The sequence below is a fragment of the Pseudomonas frederiksbergensis genome, from assembly GCF_003732705.1.
Lineage (GTDB): Bacteria > Pseudomonadota > Gammaproteobacteria > Pseudomonadales > Pseudomonadaceae > Aquipseudomonas > Aquipseudomonas frederiksbergensis_F.
The window spans coordinates 92,443-113,298 of the sequence record NZ_MOBR01000009.1 but is presented as its reverse complement, the minus strand read 5'-3'; the positions used below and the strand labels follow the sequence as shown (position 1 = coordinate 113,298).

The following is a 20,856-nucleotide window of genomic DNA, read 5'->3' as shown; positions in this document are numbered from 1 at the left end:
GACCGGGTTATTGTTTGCGACTTACCAGAAGCGTTGTTGAGTCAATCGACTCCACCAACTCAGCAGCAGGCGATCCACCGAACCGCTGGCGGCCATGCCGATCCGTTCTTGCAGGCTTTTGCGTTCGGCGTAGTGCAAGTGGTACAGCTCCGCGCCCTTGGCCCGTTCGGCCAGGTATTCGTCACTGGTCTTGAGTTCGTCCACCAGTTGCTTGTCCAGCGCCGCGATGCCGAGCCAGATTTCGCCAGTGGCGACTTCATCGATGGCCAGTTGCGGGCGATAGCGAGCGACGAAGTTCTTGAACAGTTCGTGGGTGATGTCCAGGTCTTCCTGGAACTTCTCCCGGCCCTTCTCGGTGTTTTCGCCAAACACGGTCAGGGTGCGCTTGTACTCGCCGGCGGTCAGCACTTCGAAGTCGATGTCGTGTTTCTTCAGCAGGCGATTGACGTTGGGCAACTGCGCGACCACGCCGATGGAGCCGAGAATGGCGAACGGCGCACTGATAATTTTCTCGCCGATGCACGCCATCATGTAGCCGCCGCTGGCCGCGACCTTGTCGATGCACACGGTCAACGGCACGCCGGCCTGACGGATCCGCGCCAGTTGCGAAGAGGCCAGGCCATAGCTATGGACCATGCCGCCGCCGCTTTCCAGGCGCAGGACCACTTCATCCTTGGGCGTGGCGAGGGTCAGCAGCGCGGTGATTTCGTGACGCAGGCTTTCAGTGGCCGACGCCTTGATATCGCCATCGAAATCCAGCACGAACACCCGACCCTTGGCTTCGGGTTTTTTCTTCTGTTTTTTCTCGGTTTTAGCCTGGGATTTGCGCAAGGCCTTGAGCTGATCCTTGTCGAGCAACGTCTGCTCCAGGCGTTCACGCAACCCTTTGTAGAAATCATTGAGTTTGCTGACCTGCAACTGGCCGGCCGACTTGCGCCGACCTTTACTGCGCAATGCCGCGAAACTGGCCAGGACCACCAGAATGGCGATCACCAGGGTCACGGTCTTGGCCAGGAAACTGGCGTACTCGGCAAAAAACTCCACACAGGACTCCTTCAATACTGATGCGCCGCTGAAACACTCGCGCGGGATGGCTCCAGCATACCCATGCCCCGGCTTTGGGGCCAGCCATGAAACCTTTGGCAACAGGCCTGTAACGGGCATTTCAAACAAGCGTATGTTTTTTCATTGACAGCCCGCAGCCATCCTCATAACCTCGCCGAACCTTCAACGTACCGGGATGACGCGGACGTGGGCAGCATCTACTTGATTCGACATGGCCAGGCCTCCTTTGGTGCAGACGACTACGACGTCCTCTCGCCGACCGGTGTGCGCCAGGCAGAAATCCTCGGCCAGCACCTTGCTGAGCTGGGTGTCAGCTTCGATCGCTGCATTGCCGGGGACTTGCGTCGCCAGCAGCACACTGCCACCACCGCGCTGGAGCAATTCACCGCCGTGGGCCTGCCGGTGCCGACCCTGGAAACCGATTCCGCCTTCAACGAATTCGACGCTGACGCAGTGATCCGCGCCCTGCTCCCGGCCATGCTGGCAGACGAGCCCGAAGCGCTTGAAGTCCTGCGTAACGCCGCGCAAAACCGTGCCGAATTCCAGCGCATCTTCGCCCTGATCATCGAACGCTGGCTGGCCGGCACCTACGACACGCCGGGGCTCGAAAGCTGGCTGGGTTTTGTCGAGCGTGTCCAGGCCGGTCTGAACCGTATCCTCGAACTGGCCGACAACACCCAGAAAATCGCCGTGTTCACCTCCGGCGGCACCATCACTGCCCTGCTTCACCTCATCACGCAAATGCCTGCCCGCCAGGCCTTTGAGCTCAACTGGCAAATCGTCAACACCTCGCTCAACCTACTGAAGTTCCGTGGTCGCGAGGTGGCTCTGGCTTCCTTCAACAGTCATGCGCATCTGCAACTGCTGAAGGCCCCGGAACTCATCACGTTTCGCTGAGTCCGGATTATTGTGACCCTGGCTGTAATCAACCAGCTCTTATTACCCAAGAAAGGATCAAACCATGACCTCCGTAGCTGATGCCGTACAAGCAATGAAAGCCAAGTTCAACCCAGCCGCCGCTGCCGGTCTGGACCTGGTCTTCGGTTTCCGCATCGACGACACCAAGAACTTCTCGCTGGTCGTCAAAGACGGCACTTGCGAACTGCTGGAAGGCGAAAACCCGGACGCTGGTGTGACCCTGGTCATGGACGGTGAAACCCTGGAAGGTATCGTCGACGGTTCGACCGACGGCATGCAAGCGTTCATGGGCGGCAAACTGCGCGCTGAAGGCGACATGATGCTGGCAATGAAACTGTCCGAGCTGTTCCCGTCGTAAGATGATGGCTCCTCGCACTGGGGAGCCTCTCTGGCTGCACACGAATCCCGTCTATATGGCGGGATTCGTCGTTTCAGGGCTTATCGCGTACCGGCGTCATCCATTTCTTCGAAGATTTGGGTGTGTTCTTCTTCCAGCGCGTCGACCCTGTTGACCTCGGTCACATCGCCATCAAACTTGAGCTCACCTTCATCGCCTTCGAGCCTGAGGGGGATGACAAATCGGCGATAGCTCACTTGCAGATACAGGTTATAAAGATCCGCCGGCTTATCCGGGGCAAGGAAAAAACTGGATTCGTAACGCACGCGCCGGGTCAGCACCGGCCATGTATCCCAGATGAGTTGGGTATTCACTTCGGGCTGAACATCTTTCAGCGCCTCAAGGGCTTCCTGGACCAGGAATACGTTGTCCTTGGCCTTGAAAACAAACGGCTCGCTGCGGGTCATGATGTACGGATTAATCTGGCCGTCGAGTTCCTGGGGTACGTACATGCCACTTCGAAACCATTTCGTGGCATCGAACCTCGGCCCAATGGGACCTTTTTCCCGTGACGTCATCATCACCGTATCGGGCACGGCGATGCTGCTGCCCTGGCCGGCATACAGATACGTCGCGGCCAGACCGACGGCGATCAGCCCCGCGATCAAAATACCTTTCGGGTGACTGAGTTTAATCATCGTCTACATCCTTGTTTGGGCGGGCGGCGAATCTAACCGATCTGCCCGGCAGTTAAAACAGGCCGCCCAAGGTTTTGCGGTCTATATTCCTTCTGGCCGCATGCGTCAGTCATCGGCTGTTCTTTGATGAGCAACCGAGCGGAGAACACTGCCATGAGCCCACCTGACGACCACGACGGATTCAATCGCCGCCGTGTACTGCAAGGCCTTTCGGCAGGCGCCGTCGGTGCCTGGGTCAGCCCACTTTTCGCAGGGAGTAAAACCATGCCCGATGCCCCGGCCGATCTGATTCTGTACAACGGACGCCTGCACACCGTTGACCGCAAGAAGCCCCAGGCCAGCGCGGTGGCGATCAAGGACGGACGCTTCGTGGTGGTCGGCAGCGATGCCCAGGCCATGGCCCTGCAAGGTCCCGGTACGCAGATCATCGACCTGCACGGCCGCACGGTGATCCCTGGCCTCAACGACTCGCACTTGCACCTGATACGCGGCGGGCTCAATTACAACCTCGAACTGCGCTGGGAAGGCGTGCCGTCACTGGTCGATGCCTTGCGCATGCTCAAGGACCAGGCCGACCGCACACCCACCCCGCAATGGGTGCGCGTGGTCGGTGGCTGGAACGAATTCCAGTTCGCCGAAAAACGCCTGCCCACGATTGAAGAACTGAACAAGGCTGCGCCGGATACGCCGGTATTCGTCCTGCACCTTTACGACCGCGCCCTGCTCAACCGCGCCGCGCTGAAAGTGGTCGGCTACACCCGTGACACGCCGAACCCACCCGGCGGAGAAATCGTCCGCGATTCGAACGGCGACCCGACCGGCATGCTGATCGCCCGTCCCAACGCAATGATCCTCTACTCGACGTTGGCCAAAGGGCCGAAGCTGCCGCTGGAATATCAGGTCAACTCGACCCGCCAGTTCATGCGCGAACTCAATCGCCTGGGCCTGACCAGCGCCATCGACGCCGGTGGCGGTTATCAGAATTACCCGGACGACTATCAAGTCATCCAGCAACTGGCCAAAGACCAGCAGCTGACCGTGCGCATCGCCTACAACCTGTTCACTCAGAAACCCAAGGAAGAACTCACCGACTTCAAGAACTGGACCAACACTTCGCATTACGGCCAGGGCGACGACTTCCTGCGGCACAACGGTGCTGGGGAAATGCTGGTGTTTTCGGCGGCGGATTTCGAAGACTTCCTCGAACCGCGTCCCGACCTGCCGCAAACCATGGAGCAGGAACTGGAACCGGTGGTGCGCCACCTCGTCGAGCAGCGCTGGCCGTTCCGCTTGCACGCGACTTACAACGAATCGATCAGCCGCATGCTCGACGTGTTCGAGAAGGTCAACCGCGACATTCCGTTCGATGGCCTGCCATGGTTTTTCGACCACGCCGAAACCATCACCCCGCAGAACATCGAGCGGGTCAAAGCCTTGGGCGGCGGGATTGCGATTCAGGATCGCATGGCGTTCCAGGGTGAATACTTCGTCGATCGCTACGGCGCCAAAGCCGCCGAGCACACCCCGCCCATCGCGCGCATGCTCGCTGAAGGCATCCCGGTCGGCGCCGGCACCGATGCCACGCGCGTGTCCAGCTACAACCCCTGGACCTCGATGTACTGGCTGGTCAGCGGCCGCACCGTGGGTGGCCTGGAACTGTATCCGCAAGGCTTGAGCCGCGACACTGCGCTGGAACTGTTCACCCACGGCAGTGCCTGGTTCTCCTCCGAGCAAGGCAAGAAGGGCCAGATCAAGGTCGGGCAACTGGCGGATTTGATTGCGCTGTCGGCGGACTATTTTCACATCGAGGACGAAGCGATCAAGTGGATCGAATCGGTGCTGACGATTGTGGATGGCAAGATTGTCTATGGCAGCGTCGAGTTTGAAAAACTCTCGCCGCCACCGATCCCGGTCGTGCCCGAGTGGTCACCGGTGACCAAAGTGCCGGGGCACTGGCAACCACTGGCGCCGCTGACGGCGCAAATTCACCAGTGTGTCGGAGCGTGTGCGGTGCATGCCCACAGCCACCAGCGGGCGCGGATGTCGTCGGCGCCGGTCAGTGACTTCCAAGGGTTCTGGGGCGCGTTTGGCTGCTCCTGTTTCGCCTTCTGACCAACTCTCTTCCCCTGTGGGAGCGAGCCTGCTCGCGAAAGCAATTTCACATTCAACATTGATGTTGACTGTTACTCCGCTTTCGCGAGCAGGCTCGCTCCCACAATGAACACTCGCTGCCACAAGTTTGACCCCGGTCAGTAGGCCGCCCTCCCACACTCTCTACTATCGCGCTTCCATCGAAAGCCAGGGACGGCTCATTGGGAGCCCGCGGCTGAACATTCTCAAGGAAGAGGCGCTCATGCGTTCACTAAAGATCATTCTGCTGTCATCGGCCTTCAACGGCTTGACCCAACGGGCCTGGCTGGAATTGCGCCAGGCCGGGCATTCCCCCAGCGTGGTGCTGTTTACCGACCAAGACGCTGTGTGCGAACAAATCGAACAGTCCGCCGCCGACCTGGTGATTTGCCCGTTTCTCAAGGACCGGGTGCCGCACCAACTGTGGAGCAATGCCCGGCGCCCGGTGGTGATCATCCATCCCGGCATCGTCGGTGATCGCGGCGCCAGCGCCCTGGACTGGGCCATCACCCACGAACTTGAGCGTTGGGGCGTCACCGCGTTGCAAGCGGTGGAAGACATGGACGCCGGGCCGGTCTGGGCCACGTGCGAATTCAACCTGCCCCAGGGCCTGCGCAAATCCGAGTTGTACAACGGGCGGGTCAGCGATGCGGCGATTCTTTGCATCCGCGAAGTGGTGGAAAAATGTGTCGCCGGTTTCGTGCCGGTCCCAGTGGATTACAGCCAGCGCCATGTGCTGGGGCGCTTGCAGCCGAACATGAAACAGGCCGATCGCGCCTTTAGCTGGCACGACTGCTCGCGCTTTATCAAACGCAGCATCGAGGCAGCCGATGGGCAACCCGGTGTGTTGGCCAGTCTGGCGGGCAGTCAGTACTACCTGTATGACGCCCATCTGGATGAACGCAGCGGTACGCCGGGAGAGATTTTGGCAGTGCATGACGACGCGGTGCTGGTAGCCACCGGTGATCACAGCGTCTGGATCGGTTCGCTGCGCCGCAAGCCGCTGCCCGGCGAAGAAACCTTCAAACGTCCGGCGCGGCATGTGCTCGCGCAACAATTGAGGGAAGTGCCGACCCTTGATTGGTCAATCGCCTCGAACCCGTTCAACACCGAAGCCTATCAACCGATCAGCTACCGCGAATCCGGGCAGGTCGGCGAGTTGACCTTCGAGTTCTACAACGGCGCCATGAGCACCGAGCAGTGCCAGCGCCTGGTGGACGCGCTGCGCTGGGCCAAGGCTCGGGACACCAAGGTTTTGTTGATCAAGGGTGGGCGCGGCAGTTTTTCCAATGGCGTGCACCTGAATGTGATTCAAGCCGCCGAGGTGCCGGGGCTGGAGGCCTGGGCGAATATTCAGGCAATCGATGATGTTTGCGAGGAACTGCTCACCGCCCGGCAACTGGTGATCAGCGGCCTGACCGGCAGCGCCGGGGCTGGCGGCGTGATGCTGGGGCTGGCGGCCGACATCGTGTTCGCCCGCGCCGAAATCGTGCTTAACCCGCACTACAAAACCATGGGTCTGTACGGTTCCGAATACTGGACCTACAGCCTGCCCCGCGCCGTGGGCCAGGCCATGGCGGAAAAACTCACCGAGGAATGCCTGCCGGTTAGCGCCACCCAGGCGTTGCAACTGGGCATGGTCCAGGAAATCGGCCCGCGTTGCCCGGATGAGTTTGGATTGTGGTTGCTGCAGCGAGCCAATGGCGCGTTGAACGATCCGGCGTACGCGGCGATTCGCGAGCGCAAGGGCCGCAGCGATACGCAACTGATGCAGCATTGCCGCAATGCGGAGCTGGAAGAGATGTATCTGGACATGGTGCAAAACCGCAAACAGTTTGCCGAGAAGTGCCGCAATTTTGTGATGAAGCGCAAGGCGTGCGGGACGCCGTCGCGGTTGGTGGCCGATTGGGCACGGGAGGCTGAATTGGCAGAGTGATCGTTCCCACGCTCCGCGTGGGAATGCAGCCCGGGACGCTCTGCGTCCCATTGGAACGCGGAGCGTCCCTTGAGGCATTCCCACGCAGAGCGTGGGAACGATCAACGCGGTCTCAAGGTTGCAACAAAAGCGCGACTAACGCCGTCCACCCGGTCTGATGGCTGGCCCCCAACCCGCGTCCGGTCTCGCCATGAAAGTACTCATGGAACAGCACCAGATCGCGACTCGCCGGGTCGGCCTGCAATTGTGCATAGCCGGCCATCGACGGTCGATTGCCCTCTTCATCCCGCAGAAACAGCTTGGTCAGGCGCTGGCTCAAGCTGTCTGCCACCTCTTCCAGTGACGCCAGAAACCCCGAGCCCGTCGGATATTCCACCGAGAAATTCTGGTCGTAGTAACGGTGAAACTCGCGCAAGGATTCGATCAGCATGTAGTTGATCGGCATCCACACCGGCCCGCGCCAGTTGGAGTTGCCGCCGTACAGCCGCGACTCGGACTCCGCCGGTTCGTAATGGGCGCACAGGCTGTCGCCGTTGATGCGGATGCCAAACGGTTGTTCGGCGAAGGCCTTGGACAAGGAACGAATGCCGAACGGCGAGAGAAACTCGTCCTCGTCGAGCATGCGTTTGAGCAGGTCCTTGGTCCGCTCGCCCCGCAGCAGCGCCAGTAACATGCGATTGCCTTCGCCGGGTTCGGTCCAGCGTGACACCAGGCTGGCCAGGTCCGGGCGATGGCGCATAAAACCCAGCAAACGCTCGCGCAAACCGGGCAGGCCTTCGTGTTCGTGCTGCTCCAGCACTTGCACGGCGAACAGCGGCATCAGGCCGACAATCGAGCGCAGGCGCAGGGGTTCGTTGACGCCGTCGGGACGGTGCAGCACGTCGTAGAAAAACTGGTCCTGTTCGTCCCACAAGCCTTCGGCGTCAGAGTCGATCTTATTGATCGCCCCGGCGATGTAGAGGAAGTGTTCGAAGAACTTCACCGCGATATCGACGTACACGCTGTTGCGCTTGGCCAGTTCCAGGGCGATGCGCATCAGGTCCAGCGCATACGCGGCGACCCACGCGGTGCCGTCGGCCTGATCGAGTTGATAACCGGGCGGCAAAATCGCCGAGCGGTCGAACAGTGCAATGTTGTCCAGCCCGAGAAAACCGCCCTGGAACAGGTTGCGACCCTCGGCGTCCTTGCGGTTGACCCACCAGGAAAAATTCAGCAGCAGTTTGTGGAAGATCCGCTCGAGGAAATCCATGTCCCCTGCCCCGGTCAGCGCCTTGTCCTGCTGATACACCCGCCAACAGGCCCAGGCGTGTACCGGCGGGTTGGCATCGTCGAAGCGCCATTCGTAGGCCGGCAACTGGCCGTTGGGGTGCATGAAGCGGTCTTTGACCAGCAGCAACAATTGATGCTTGGCGAACCCCGGATCAATCAGCGCATACGCCACCGCTTGAAAGCCCAAATCCCACGAGGCGTACCACGGGTATTCCCAGGTGTCGGGCATCGAGACGATGTCGAAATTCGACAGGTGCCGCCAATGGGTGTTGCGAATATGCGTGCGCTCGGGCGGCGGTGCGGGTTGGGTGGGATCACCGTCGAGCCACTGATTGACGTCGAAATAGTAAAGCTGTTTCGACCAAAGCAACCCGGCCAGGGCCTGGCGTTGCACATTGCGCGCATCGGCGTCGGTGATGCCGCTTTGCAGCGCGGCGTAGAATTCATCGGCTTCGGCCCGGCGGTGTTCGAACAACGTCCGCGCATTGACCTGCGGCGAACCGGCCGGGGCAAAACGCAGGAACACGCTGCGGGTTTGGCCGGCGTCGAAGCTCAGCACAAAATGCGCGGCGACCTTGGTGCCGCTGTCATGCCGGACCGCGTCGGCGGCGCCGTCGACAATAAAATCATTGATCCCGTCCTTGAACGGCCCCTGCGCCGGCACACCGTCGAGCTTGGGGAAGTTGCTCTGGTTTTCGCAGAACAGCCATTCACAATCGGCTTCGCCCCACGCGGTGGCTTGGCGATCCGGCATTTGCGGATGTTGGGCGAGGACCCGATCGCCACTGAGGCTCAGGTTCGGTTTCTGCCCGTCGGACACCCAGCTCCAGGTGTTGCGCGCCCACAGGTGTGGCAACACGCGCAGGCGCGCGGGCTGATCGGCGCGGTTGTGCACGGTGACGCGCATGAAAATGTCGTCGGGCGTGTGCTTGGCGTATTCCACCGTCACATCGAAATAGCGGTTGTCGTCGAACACACCGGTGTCGAGGATTTCGTACTCGGTATCGGCCAGGCCACGACGAGCGTTTTCACTGACCAGGTCGGCGTAAGGAAATTCGGCCTGCGGGTATTTATAGAGCATGCGCATATAGGCATGGCTCGGCACGCCATCGACGAAGAAATACAGCTCCTTGACGTCTTCGCCGTGATTGCCTTCGCTGTTGTTCAGGCCGAACAGACGCTCCTTGAGAATCGGGTCGCGCTCGTTCCACAAGCCCAGGCCCAGGCACCAGTGCTGGGCCTTGTCGGAGAATCCGGCGAGGCCATCCTCGCCCCAGCGATAGGCGCGGCTACGGGCGTGCTCATGGGGGAAATAGCGCCAGGCATCGCCGTCGCGACTGTAGTCCTCGCGCACCGTGCCCCATTGGCGTTCGCTCAAGTAAGGCCCCCACTCGCGCCAGTCCGGGGCCTCGCTGCCGGCCAGGCGCTGGCCTTCAGGGGTGTCGAGGAGCTTGGTTGCGGGTTTTGCCGGCATGGGTTGGTCCGTTGGGGCGGGAGACGGTTGCAGTGTAGTGCGCGGGGGTTGGGGGGAATGTGAAAACTCTGACACCTTGTCACTAAGGACCGAACACCACCGAACCCTGTGGGAGCGAGCTTGCTCGCGATAGCGGACTGTCTGTAAACATTGATGCAGGATGTGCCGCCGTCATCGCGAGCAAGCTCGCTCCCACAGGGATTGCGGTGTTCAGTAAGACTTGGGGCTCTTACAATGCGGACACCTTTAGCACCGGCCACCCCATGGACATCGATCTCGCCCGCACTTTCCTGGAAATCGTCCGTCACGGCAGCCTCGCCGCCGCTGCGGAAAAACTCCACGTGACCCAGACCGCGATCACCGCCCGGGTGCAGAAACTCGAAAGCCAATTGGGCAGCACCTTGTTCGTGCGCAACCGCGCCGGCGCGCGCCTGACGCCGAACGGCGAAGCCTTTGTGGTTTACGCCAATCAACTGGTGCAAACCTGGGAAGCCGCGCGCCGCGATCTGCCACTGCCCGAAGGCTACCGTGACGTGTTGCACATCGGTGGCGAAGTCAGCCTGTGCAATCCGCTGATGCTCAGTTGGGCCGCCGAGCTGCGGGAGAAAATCCCCAGCCACGCCCTGCGCATGGAAATCCGCGACGGCGAAAACCTGCTGCGCCAATTGGAACTGGGCGTGCTCGACGCGGCGTTGGTTTACCAGCCCGAATACTGGCCGCGCCTGCAAGTGGAACAAGTGCTGGAAGAAAAACTCATCCTGGTGCGCCTGGCCGGCCAACCCGACCCGTACGTGTACATCGACTGGGGCCCGGACTTCCGTCGCCAGCACGATGCGGCCCTGCCGGAAAAGGCCAAGGCTGCGCTGAGTTTCAATCTCGGGCCACTGGCGTTGCAGTACCTGCTGGAGCACGGCGGCAGCGGTTATTTCCGCACGCGGGTGGTGCAAAGTTACCTGGAAAGCGGCGTACTGGAAGCCGTGGCCAAGGCCCCGGAATTCAGTTACCCGACTTACCTGGTTTACTCTCGGGACCGGGATTCGGCGACTCTGCAACAGGCATTCGATCTGCTGCGGGAAGTGATCAAAACCGACGATGACTGGTCCCAGCGCTGGAACCCGTTGGGCTGAGTCCATCAAGTGGCGCTTGTGCCCTCAACGTTCGCCGAGCCTGCGCGGCCGGATCGGCTAATCTGCTGTGATAACAACAATCACAGGTGAGCGCAGTGAGGCAGACCACCCAGGCTTTTCGCACCCGTTATCGCGCCGACATTCATCGGCTGTACAACCCCTGGCTGCACGGCGCGTTTGTGCTGTTGTTCGGGATTGTCGCCATCGGCGGGTTCTGGCGCACCGTGCAGCAAGTGCAACCGCTGGAATGGCTGGCAGTGCCGCTGACGCTGTTGTTCTTCAACTTCGGCGTGTACATGGTGCATCGCCACCTCGGGCACCACAAAAAGAGCTTCGCGCGGATGTTCTACGCCCGGCATGCCGGCGATCATCACAGCTTTTTCGCCCCCGGCCACATGACCTACGACAACGCCCGGGACTGGCGGGTGATTCTGTTTCCGGCCTGGCTGATCGTGGTGCATACCGTCGTCATCACCCTGCCCCTGTGGTGGCTGTTTTCACGGGTCAACGCCAATGTCGCCGGGTTGTTCGGTGGCTGCATGGTCCTGGGTTACCTGACCTATGAAGTGTTTCACGCCTGCGAGCATTTGCCGCCGCGCAATCCCGTCACGAAGCTGCCGTGGATCCGCCAGATGCGTCGCCTGCATGAGCTGCATCACCGCCGCGAAGTGATGCAGGAGCGCAACTTCAATATCGTGTTTCCGCTGATGGATTACCTGTTCGGCACCCTCTATTGGGAACCGGAGCACGCCAACCCGCATCCGACGAGAACGCCCATGACCCGCATGCAACATCAGATCGAGATTGCCGGCAACCCGATTGCCGTGCTCGACTACGCCAGCAGCGTGACCCGTTGGCCGGAGTGGCATCCGTCCTCGCTCAAAGTCGATGGCCAGGCAGGCCCGCTGCATGCCGGATCACGGTTCGAGGAAGACATCCGCGCGGGCGGGCGCGACGGGCACTTGAGCTGGGAAGTCGAGGAGTATCTGCCGGGCCGGCGTTGGAGTGCCCAGGCCAGGGGCGATCATGGTTTGTCGCTGGTGGTGACTTACGAATGCGAGGCCCTGGGTGACGGCACGCGGTTCGTTCGCACCCTGGAGTATCAATTCAGTGGTTTGGGCATGCGCATTGCCAATCAATTGCTCCTGAAACGGCGAATCGAGCATGAGTCGGCGGCGTCGATGCGGGCCTTGCGCGACATGGCGCAACGGCACCTGGCCCCGGCAGGAGTGATCGCGTGAGAGCAGTCTTCAGGTTTCTGTTGCTGCTGATCATCGTCATTGCTGCTTTTTTGCTGCTGATGCCGAACAAGGTGCAACCGGTGGCCTGGACACCCCCACCGGCGCCGTCCCTGACCAGCGGCGTGTATGCCGAGAATCAACGGCTCAAGGATGTGGAGCGTGTCGGTGCTTCGGACATCGACGGGCCAGAGGCGTTGCTGCTGGAAAACGATGCGCTGATTACCGGCCTGCATGACGGCCGGGTGATTCGCTCCAGCCTCGACGGCAAGGTCACCAAAGTGCTGACGGACACGGGTGGCCGGCCTTTGGGGTTGGCTCGACATCCCAACGGATTGCTGGTGATCGCGGACGGGGTCAAGGGTTTGCTGTCCCTTGATGCCCAGGGTCGGGTGATTCCATTGACCACCGCGGCCAATGGCGTGCCGTTCGGTTTCACCGATGACGTGGCCATCGACAAGCCCGGGCACTACGCCTACTTCAGCGATGCGTCGAGTCGTTGGGGTTACGGCAAGGATGGCGCGGCGATCATCGAGCATGGCGGCGACGGGCGTTTGCTGCGTTATGACTTCCAGACTGGCAAGACCACGACGTTGCTGGACAAACTGGAGTTCGCCAACGGCGTGACCCTCGGGCCGGACGATGGGTTTGTGCTGGTCAACGAAACCGGTGCGTATCGCATCAGCCGTTATTGGCTGACCGGGCCGAAAGCCGGGACCCATGACGTGTTTATCGACAACTTGCCGGGGTTGCCGGACAACCTGGCGTTCAACGGCCGTGACCGTTTCTGGGTGGCGCTGTATGCGCCGCGCAACACATTGCTCGATGCCACGGCGCAGCATCCGTTCGTACGCAAAATGATCGTTCGGGCGCTGATGGTCTTGCCCGAACCGGTGGAGAAACGGGGGTTTGCGCTGGGCCTGGATCTGGACGGCAAGGTGATTGCCAATCTGCAGGATGCGAGCAGCGGCAATTACTCGCCGATCACTACCGTGCGCGAGTATGGCGACTGGCTGTACTTCGGCTCGTTGAAAGCGCAGCACATGGTGCGGTTACCGCTGGCCAAAGCACTGCAATAACAGATCAACCTGTAGGAGCGAAGCTTGCTCGCGAAAGCGGTGTATCAGGCAAAGATGATGTCGCCTGACACGACGCCTTCGCGAGCAAGCTTCGCTCCCACAGGGGATGTGGCGTTTATCGAGAATAGGTGGCGATAACCAATCAAATGTGGGAGCGAGCCAGCTCGCGAAAGCGCCGGCACATCCAACATTGATGGGTCAGGCAGACCGCTTTCGCGAGCAGGCTCGCTCCCACAAGGGGAATTATGCGTCGGGGTTTTCGGGGTTCACTGGCTTGCCCTTCTCATCGTCCGGAATGTCATCGGTGTCCGGCTCTTCAGGCTTGACGGTATTGCGCTGCGGGCTAAGCGGTTCAGGGTGAGTCGGAATCGGGTCGTACCCGCCCTGCTCTTCACTGGGGAATTTTGGCTGTGTCATAAGGGCACCTCTGAGAAGCGAGTCATGAAGGGTAAGACTCTGTACTTTCGAGGTGCCGGGCTTAATCGCCGTTCCAATTATTCAGTCACCGATCGTCGGTGACTCAGGACGACGCCTGGAGTTGTTTGACGATCTTGTCCTTGACCTGCAATCGCTGCTCCTTGAGCTTTTTCAGTGTGTCGTCGCTGGGGGCGTCCGATTGGGCGGTTTCAGCCTTCACCACCTCGGCGTCGGCTTGCGAATACTTGTTGATCAGTGAATCCAGTAACGGATCCTTGGTGCGTTTTTGCTGGATAACTTCCTTTGGAATATTCAGATCCAGATAAAGGTTGTGTGGCACCGGCATGGAACACCTCCGTTTGTTAATCGGTAGCAAACGCGATCAATTGCGTTCACTAACCTCCAGAATGGCCTCCGTTACCCGGTTCTGTCGACCTCCTGTCAGACCAGCGGTGTCCGTTCGTCGTCCATTTGCATTTGCGATCAAACCTTTCGTCGAGTGCCCGCCTCCATTGAATAACGATCACATCGATCACTTTTACAACCCGTGTGGAGAATAACCAATGGACGGATTCACCCTGCGCCACCTCACCCTGGCCGTTGCCTTGAGTACCAGCATGGGCACCGCGTTTGCGGCCACTTCCAATGACTTTGTCGATAACGCAGCCGCGGGCGGCATCGCTGAGGTCGAAACCAGCAAACTGGCCCTGGAAAAAAGCTCATCGGCGGATATCAAAGCGTTCGCCAAGATGATGGTCGCCGACCACACCAAGGCCAACGATGAACTGGCGGCCCTGGCGAAAAAGCATGACATCGAGGTGCCGGACAGCACGACGCTGGTCAAGCAGGCCAAGGCGAAAATCCTCGACCTGCGCGATGAATCCTTCGATGCGGCCTACGCCAACAACCAAGTGAAGGCCCACGAAGAAACCATCGCGCTGTTCAAGAAAGAAGCCGACACGGTAACCGACGACAAAAAACCGGGCGCCACTGAGCTAAAAGGCTTTGCGCAGAAAATGCTGCCAGCGCTGGAGAAACACCTGGACGCAGCGAAAGCTCTGCAGGCGGCGCATCCAAGCAAATAAACGTAGCACCTTCCTTGTGGGAGCGAGCCTGCTCGCGAAAACGGTGAATCAGTCAATGATGATGTTGACTAATCCGCCGCCTTCGCGAGCAGGCTCGCTCCCACAGTTGTTTTGTGCTGGTCGGTTAGCCGCCATCGGTATCGATATCAGCATCCGTGTCATCGCCAGGCTTCGGCCGGTCAGGGTTCGGTTTGAAGCCGGGACTGAACTCGTTGTCATTATCGGTGTGCCGATTTTTCTGGTCGACGGCGCTGTTGGCGCTGTCCGGTTCAGGGGTTTCGCTGTCACCTTCTCCCGGGGTTTGCGGGTCGATCGCCGGATCGTTGCGGTTGATCGCCTGGTCCTGCTGCTGGCTCATTGAGTCGTCTTTCATAAACACCTCATTCGTCACTATTCAAGCGCGGCTGAAACAGTCGGGCCTTGAAGATTCGAAGCCATCCCCCGCCCAACGTTCCATTGCATGAAGCCCAGCGCCTACTAGAGTTGTGCTCAAGGATGAAAAATCCTTCCGGTAGCGAACAACTATTTCGCACGGCAAATGTCACTGATCTGCGCCGATCGATTTTCAGGGAATCGGCCCATCATTTTCAGGGAGTCAAGACACATGGCGGCACTGCAAAGCAACACACTCGAAGCGATCAAAAACAACCAGGCGCAACTGCTCGCCGAATGGACGAACAGCCTCGAGGCCAGTGGTGCCACGCGTAACATCAAGGAACACGACCTCAAGCAACAAACGTCGGACTTCCTTCATCTGATCATTTCCGGGCTGGAACAAGGCAACGGGCAGAACATCGCCGCCTCCGGCTGGGACGAGATTCGCCAGTCCCTCGAAAAGCTCTCCCATAGCCGCGCCCTGCTCGGCCACGACTCGCAACAGACCGCCAGTTTCATCTTCGCGCTCAAAGGCCCGCTGTTTACCTTGCTGCAAGCTCACTACCGCGACGATCCAGCGATGTTGGCCGAACAACTCTGGGAAATCTCCGAGCTGCTCGATGCCCTGGGCATGCACACCATCCGCACCTTCCAGAAATCCCGGGAAGCGGTGATCAAGCGCCAGCAGGAAGAACTGCTGGAGCTGTCGACCCCGGTGGTCAAGCTCTGGGATGGCGTACTGGCGCTGCCGATGATCGGCACCCTCGACTCGCAACGCACCCAAGTGGTGATGGAATCGCTGCTGCAACGGATCGTCGACACCGGCTCGGAAATCGCCATTATCGACATCACCGGCGTACCGACCGTCGACACCCTGGTGGCGCAACATCTGCTCAAAACCGTCACCGCCATTCGCCTGATGGGCGCCGATTGCATCATCAGCGGCGTGCGTCCGCAGATCGCGCAAACCATCGTGCACCTGGGCCTGGACCTGCAAGGCGTGGTCACCAAGGCCAACCTGGCCGATGCCCTGAAATTGGCCCTGACCCGCCTGGGAATCACCGTCAGCAAGGCGGTATGAGGCGATGGAGCGCATCCCGATTTTGCAAATGGGCCACTTCCTGCTGGTGACCATCCAGGTCGACATGCATGACCAGCTCGCCCTCACCCTTCAGGATGACCTGTCCGAGCGCATCAGCAATACCTCGGCCCGGGGCGTGCTGATCGATATCTCGGCGCTGGACATGGTCGACTCATTTATCGGCCGGATGATCGGGACCATTTCCGGCCTGTCAAAAATCATGGATGCCGAGACCGTGTTGGTCGGCATGCAACCGGCCGTGGCGATTACCCTGGTCGAACTGGGCCTGACCCTGCCCGGCGTCAGCACGGCGTTGAACGTCGAGCGTGGGATGAAACTGCTGCAGGCCCGAGTACGCGAACAATGACCGTGCGCAGCAGCGGCAGCCAACCGATTCAAATCGAGCAGGACGTGGTCCTGGCTCGGCAGACTGCGCGCAAACTTGCCCAGGAATGCGGCATGCGCCTGATCGACCTGACCAAACTGGTGACCGCCGTCAGCGAGTTGGCGCGCAACACCATGGTCTATGGCGGTGGCGGCGATATGGACTGGCAGATTCTCGATGAAAACGCGCGCACCGGCCTGCGCCTGACCTTCCGTGACGAAGGCCCCGGCATCCCCGACATCAAGTTGGCAATGACCGACGGCTGGACCTCCGGCAGCGGACTTGGACTCGGACTGACCGGCGCCAAGCGGCTGGTGGAAGAATTCGAGCTGGAAACCGAGCCTGGCAAAGGCACTCGCATAACGATCACCCGATGGACATGAACATTGGCGGCACAGTGACCCTCGTACTGCCGATTGAAGACAGCAGTCAGATCGGTCACGCCCGGCGCACCGCGCAACAATTGGCGGAAAAAAACGGCTTCGACGCCACCGATGCCGGTCGTGTCGCGCTGGTGGTCACGGAACTGGCCAGCAACGTGCTCAAGCATGCGACCCGGGGCGAGCTGCACCTGCGAACCTTGCCTCGTCCATCAGGCTTCGGCATCGAGATACTCGCGGTGGACCGCGCCGCAGGCTTTGATTTACAGGCCTGCCTGACCGATGGCTTTTCTACCGGCGGCACCCAAGGCATCGGGCTGGGCGCGGTATCACGCCAGGCGGACGTATTTGATGTGTATGCCGATCACCGTGGCGCCGTGCTGCTGACGCGTTTGTACCCGCGCAGCGACAAGGCGCCGGATCGACGGTTCGGCGTCACTCAGCATTCATTGCACCACGACCCGGCGTGCGGCGATGTCTGGCACCTGGCCTTCGACGGGGCCTGCATCAGCGCCCTGGTGATCGACGGTCTCGGCCATGGCGAAGAAGCCGAACGCGCCGCTCGCGCCGGTGAGAAAGTCTTCGCCCTGGCGCCGTTCGCCTCGCCGACGCTGTTGCTGGAGGACATGCATCAAGCCATGACCGGCACCCGTGGCGGCGCCGGGGCCTTCGCGCAATTCAACGGCGATGCCTTGAAGTTCGTCGGTATCGGCAACATTGGCGCCAGCCTGATCGGCCCGGACAAATCCCGTGGTCTGGCTTCCCACCCCGGCATCGTGGGCGGCCAATACCGGCGCGCACAACCCTTTGACTATGCTCAAGTGAACGGACACCTGTTGATCATGTACAGCGACGGACTGCAGTCCCGTTGGAACCTGCAAGATTACCCCGGCCTGGTGCACCGTCATCCCGCCGTGATTGCCACCGTCCTGCACCGTGACTTCTGTCGCGGGCGGGACGATGTAACGGTATTGGTCGTTGCTCTGGAGACCGCCCATGGCTGAGTCACCCAACCTGACGCCAGACGAACAAGCGACACTGATCGCCCAATTGCAGAGCGAAGCCAGCGCCCTGCGCGATGAACTCGATGAAACCAACCAGGGCGTATTGGCGCTGTACGCCGAACTCGATGAGCAAGCCGAGCAATTGCGCCAGGCCTCGGACCTGAAAAGCCGTTTCCTGTCGTACATGAGCCATGAGTTTCGCACGCCGCTGGGCTCGATCCTGAGCATTACCGGGCTGCTGACCGATGAACTCGACGGCCCTTTGAGCCCCGAGCAACACAAACAAGTGGCGTTCGTCAGCGGGGCTGCGCGGGAACTGAGCGACATGGTCGACGACCTGCTCGACCTGGCGAAGATCGAGGCCGGGCGCATCAGTATTTCCCCGGCCTGGTTCGACATGCTCGACCTGTTCGCCGCCCTGCGCGGCATGTTCCGGCCGATTGTCGATGGCAGCGCCGTGGACCTGATCTTCGAAGAACCGGTGGGCATTCCACGGCTGTACACCGATGACAAGAAACTCGCGCAGATCCTGCGCAACTTCATTTCCAACTCGCTGAAGTTCACCACACGCGGTGAAGTGCGGGTCTCGGCACAGCTGGAAAATAAAGATCACGTGCGCTTCGCGGTCAGCGACACCGGAATAGGTATCGCCCCGGAGCTACATGGCGCATTGTTCGAGGACTTCTCCCAAGTCGATTCGCCGTTGCAGAAACGCCTGCGCGGCACCGGGCTGGGTCTTTCCCTGTGCAAACGCTTCGCCGCGCTGCTGGGGGGCGAAGTCGGGGTGCAGAGCACGCCGGGCACCGGTTCGACCTTTTTCGTGATCATCCCGCTGGCCATCGCCGTGGAGCCTGCCGATGAAACGTGACATTCGCTTGTTGATCGTCGACGACAACGTCGCCACCCGCTACGCCCTGCGCCGGCGCCTGGAAAGCCACGGCTACGACATACTCGAAGCCGGCACCGGCAGCGAAGGCCTGGCGCTGATCGACAGCGAACTGATCGATGCACTGATCCTCGACGTCAACCTGCCGGACATGAGCGGCTTCGACATCGTACGCAAATTGCGCGCCGATGCGGCCACCGCCCTGCTGCCGGTGATTCATGTGTCAGCGGCCTCGATCCAGACCGGCGACATCATCACCGGCCTCGATGCCGGCGCCGACGCCTATCTGATCCATCCCGTGGACCCGGACGTGCTGCTGGCGACCTTGCGCACGCTACTGCGGGTGCGCGACACCGAGAACGCCTTGCGCGAAAGCGAGGCGCGGTTCCGCGAGATTTTCACTAACGTCTCGGCGCCTATCGCGGTGATGGACGCGACCCTGAAAGTCCACGAATGCAATCACGCTTTTGCCCAACTGATTCAGGACAACCTCGACCCCGACAGCCTGCGCGAATGCTTTGCCGACGATCAATGCGCGGTGATTGACGAGTTGCGTCTGCGCCTGGCTTATGGCGAACGCTGGAAAGGCACGCTGAACATGCGGGTCGAAGGCCAGGTGCGGGAAACCGAGTGGCAGATTTCGCCGTATCGCACCCCGGAATTGAGCCTGGTGTTCGTCGAAGATGTTACCGAACACCGCCATCGCGAACGCTCGCACCTGGCCCGGCTCGATGACGCCACCACGCAACTGGCCAAGGAAGTCGCCGAGCGGGTTCGCACCGAAGCGCAACTGTTGCAAGTGCAGAAAATGGATGCGCTGGGCAAGCTCACCGGGGGCATTGCCCATGACTTCAATAATTTGCTGACGGGCATCATCACCAGCCTGGAGCTGATCCAGAAACGGGTCGTCGATGGGCGCACCGACAAGGTTCAGTTCTACGCCGAAGCCGCGCTGAACTCAGCCATGAGCGCCGCGTCCCTGACCCATCGCCTGCTGGCCTTCGCCCGCCAGCAACCGCTGGATACCCGGCCGGTGGACATCAACGAAAACATCCGCTCCCTTGAAGAACTGTTGATTCGCACCATCGGCGAGCGCATCACCCTGAGGCTGGAACTGACCACCAAGGCTGCCATCGCCCTGGTCGATCCGATCCAACTGGAAAGCGCCGTGCTTAACCTGGTGATCAACGCTCGGGATGCGCTGCCTCAGGGCGGCAATATCTGGGTCAGCACCTACACCTCCTATTCCCACGGCGACCCGAATCTGGCGGACGGCGCCTACATTGCGCTGGCCGTGCGCGATGACGGCACGGGCATCGAACACAGTGTGATCGACAAGGTGTTCGACCCGTTCTTCACCACCAAGCCCCTCGGCCAGGGCACGGGGTTGGGGCTGTCGACCATTTACGGTTTTGCACGGCAGTCCGGTGGCGACGCGCACATCCGCAGCGTGGCCCGGCGCGGCACCGAAGTGACCATCATGCTGCCAGCCAGCGCGGATCCTCTGGGGGCTGAAACGGCAACCGTGGTGGTGGACTCCCAGGGCTCTGGGGAGCATGTGTTGATCGTTGAAGACATGCCGTCGGTGCGCATGTTCGTCGCCGAAGTGCTGGTGGATGCCGGTTATCGCTGCACTCAGGTGGAAGACATCGAAACGGCGCTGGAGCGGTTGCAGAACGACCCCACGATCGACCTGATGCTGACTGACGTCGGGTTGCCGCGCATGAGCGGCCGGGAACTGGCGGACGTCGCCCGGGGCTGGCGCGAAGGTTTGCCGATCCTGTTCATGACTGGCTACGCGGAGAATGCCCTGAATCGCCAGGTGTTCCTGGGGGAAGGCATGGACATGCTGATCAAGCCGTTCCAGATCAGCGAATTGCTGGACAAAGTTCGGCGCAGCCTCGACGGCGCCTAACCCCCGATCATTCCCACGCTCCGCGCTGATCGATCTGATCGTTCCCACGCTCTGCGT

The 20,856-nt window shown here is 60.7% G+C and carries 20 protein-coding genes; 14 read left to right on the top strand and 6 right to left on the bottom strand.

Annotation, left to right across the window (positions count from 1 at the left end; translation table 11 throughout):
- Positions 1–21: 21 nt before the first annotated feature.
- Positions 22–1,044: a protease SohB gene (gene sohB / locus BK667_RS12265; protein WP_123508473.1), complete on the bottom strand. Its 1,023-nt coding sequence runs from the start codon at positions 1,042–1,044 to the stop codon at positions 22–24.
- Between the two features lie 207 nt (positions 1,045–1,251).
- Between sohB and BK667_RS12260 the strand changes: the two genes are divergently transcribed.
- On the top strand, positions 1,252–1,962 hold the full coding sequence (locus tag BK667_RS12260; protein ID WP_123597744.1) for a histidine phosphatase family protein: 711 nt from the start codon (positions 1,252–1,254) through the stop codon (positions 1,960–1,962).
- Between the two features lie 64 nt (positions 1,963–2,026).
- Positions 2,027–2,341 carry an SCP2 sterol-binding domain-containing protein gene (locus BK667_RS12255; protein WP_123597743.1) on the top strand — a complete coding sequence of 105 codons (315 nt, stop codon included), beginning with the start codon at positions 2,027–2,029 and terminating at the stop codon, positions 2,339–2,341.
- 80 nt (positions 2,342–2,421) lie between these two features.
- Here BK667_RS12255 and BK667_RS12250 read toward each other — a convergent pair whose 3' ends face one another.
- Positions 2,422–3,018: a hypothetical protein gene (locus tag BK667_RS12250; protein WP_123508476.1), complete on the bottom strand. Its 597-nt coding sequence runs from the start codon at positions 3,016–3,018 to the stop codon at positions 2,422–2,424.
- 264 nt (positions 3,019–3,282) lie between these two features.
- Between BK667_RS12250 and BK667_RS12245 the strand changes: the two genes are divergently transcribed.
- Both BK667_RS12245 and BK667_RS12240 read left to right on the top strand, forming a co-directional pair.
- Positions 3,283–5,130: an amidohydrolase gene (locus BK667_RS12245; RefSeq protein ID WP_123597742.1), complete on the top strand. Its 1,848-nt coding sequence runs from the start codon at positions 3,283–3,285 to the stop codon at positions 5,128–5,130.
- A gap of 241 nt (positions 5,131–5,371) precedes the next feature.
- Positions 5,372–7,084, top strand: a complete 1,713-nt coding sequence (locus BK667_RS12240) for a hydrogenase maturation protein (RefSeq protein ID WP_123597741.1) — start codon at positions 5,372–5,374, stop codon at positions 7,082–7,084.
- A gap of 112 nt (positions 7,085–7,196) precedes the next feature.
- Here BK667_RS12240 and BK667_RS12235 read toward each other — a convergent pair whose 3' ends face one another.
- The gene (locus BK667_RS12235) at positions 7,197–9,827 is read right to left on the bottom strand and encodes an MGH1-like glycoside hydrolase domain-containing protein (RefSeq protein ID WP_123597740.1); all 2,631 of its coding nucleotides are present in this window, start codon (positions 9,825–9,827) and stop codon (positions 7,197–7,199) included.
- A 263-nt stretch (positions 9,828–10,090) separates the two neighbouring features.
- Here BK667_RS12235 and BK667_RS12230 point away from each other — a divergent pair, with 263 nt between their 5' ends.
- The 3 genes from BK667_RS12230 to BK667_RS12220 all read left to right on the top strand — a co-directional run bounded on the left by BK667_RS12230 (position 10,091) and on the right by BK667_RS12220 (position 13,271).
- Positions 10,091–10,954, top strand: a complete 864-nt coding sequence (locus BK667_RS12230) for a LysR family transcriptional regulator (protein WP_123508480.1) — start codon at positions 10,091–10,093, stop codon at positions 10,952–10,954.
- 95 nt (positions 10,955–11,049) lie between these two features.
- Positions 11,050–12,195 (top strand): sterol desaturase/SRPBCC family protein, encoded by a 1,146-nt coding sequence (locus tag BK667_RS12225; RefSeq protein ID WP_123597739.1) that lies wholly within the window; start codon positions 11,050–11,052, stop codon positions 12,193–12,195.
- Positions 12,192–13,271, top strand: a complete 1,080-nt coding sequence (locus BK667_RS12220) for an SMP-30/gluconolactonase/LRE family protein (protein WP_259698015.1) — start codon at positions 12,192–12,194, stop codon at positions 13,269–13,271. Before BK667_RS12225 ends, BK667_RS12220 begins: the two co-directional genes overlap by 4 nt.
- Before the next feature lie 243 nt (positions 13,272–13,514).
- Here BK667_RS12220 and BK667_RS33255 read toward each other — a convergent pair whose 3' ends face one another.
- A complete protein-coding gene (locus BK667_RS33255; protein ID WP_185058208.1) occupies positions 13,515–13,688 on the bottom strand; it encodes a hypothetical protein in 174 nt (57 codons plus the stop codon).
- Between the two features lie 103 nt (positions 13,689–13,791).
- Positions 13,792–14,034: an HP1242/YdcH family protein gene (locus BK667_RS12215; RefSeq protein ID WP_123410673.1), complete on the bottom strand. Its 243-nt coding sequence runs from the start codon at positions 14,032–14,034 to the stop codon at positions 13,792–13,794.
- Positions 14,035–14,251: 217 nt separating this feature from the next.
- Between BK667_RS12215 and BK667_RS12210 the strand changes: the two genes are divergently transcribed.
- Positions 14,252–14,773 carry a DUF4142 domain-containing protein gene (locus BK667_RS12210; protein ID WP_123597738.1) on the top strand — a complete coding sequence of 174 codons (522 nt, stop codon included), beginning with the start codon at positions 14,252–14,254 and terminating at the stop codon, positions 14,771–14,773.
- Positions 14,774–14,897: 124 nt separating this feature from the next.
- Here BK667_RS12210 and BK667_RS12205 read toward each other — a convergent pair whose 3' ends face one another.
- Positions 14,898–15,146 (bottom strand): hypothetical protein, encoded by a 249-nt coding sequence (locus BK667_RS12205; protein WP_123597737.1) that lies wholly within the window; start codon positions 15,144–15,146, stop codon positions 14,898–14,900.
- A 231-nt stretch (positions 15,147–15,377) separates the two neighbouring features.
- Here BK667_RS12205 and BK667_RS12200 point away from each other — a divergent pair, with 231 nt between their 5' ends.
- The 6 genes from BK667_RS12200 to BK667_RS12175 are packed head-to-tail and all read left to right on the top strand — an operon-like array spanning position 15,378 to position 20,799.
- Complete coding sequence (locus BK667_RS12200; RefSeq protein WP_123597736.1) at positions 15,378–16,229, top strand: STAS domain-containing protein; 852 nt, start codon at positions 15,378–15,380, stop codon at positions 16,227–16,229.
- 4 nt (positions 16,230–16,233) lie between these two features.
- Positions 16,234–16,596 (top strand): STAS domain-containing protein, encoded by a 363-nt coding sequence (locus BK667_RS12195; protein WP_123508485.1) that lies wholly within the window; start codon positions 16,234–16,236, stop codon positions 16,594–16,596.
- The gene (locus tag BK667_RS12190; protein WP_123508486.1) at positions 16,593–16,997 is read left to right on the top strand and encodes an anti-sigma regulatory factor; all 405 of its coding nucleotides are present in this window, start codon (positions 16,593–16,595) and stop codon (positions 16,995–16,997) included. Before BK667_RS12195 ends, BK667_RS12190 begins: the two co-directional genes overlap by 4 nt.
- On the top strand, positions 16,994–17,998 hold the full coding sequence (locus BK667_RS12185; RefSeq protein WP_123598010.1) for an ATP-binding protein: 1,005 nt from the start codon (positions 16,994–16,996) through the stop codon (positions 17,996–17,998). Before BK667_RS12190 ends, BK667_RS12185 begins: the two co-directional genes overlap by 4 nt.
- Positions 17,991–18,866: a sensor histidine kinase gene (locus BK667_RS12180; protein ID WP_123508487.1), complete on the top strand. Its 876-nt coding sequence runs from the start codon at positions 17,991–17,993 to the stop codon at positions 18,864–18,866. The genes BK667_RS12185 and BK667_RS12180 overlap by 8 nt, the downstream gene beginning before the upstream one ends.
- Complete coding sequence (locus tag BK667_RS12175; protein WP_123597735.1) at positions 18,856–20,799, top strand: PAS domain-containing hybrid sensor histidine kinase/response regulator; 1,944 nt, start codon at positions 18,856–18,858, stop codon at positions 20,797–20,799. Before BK667_RS12180 ends, BK667_RS12175 begins: the two co-directional genes overlap by 11 nt.
- Positions 20,800–20,856 lie beyond the last annotated feature (57 nt).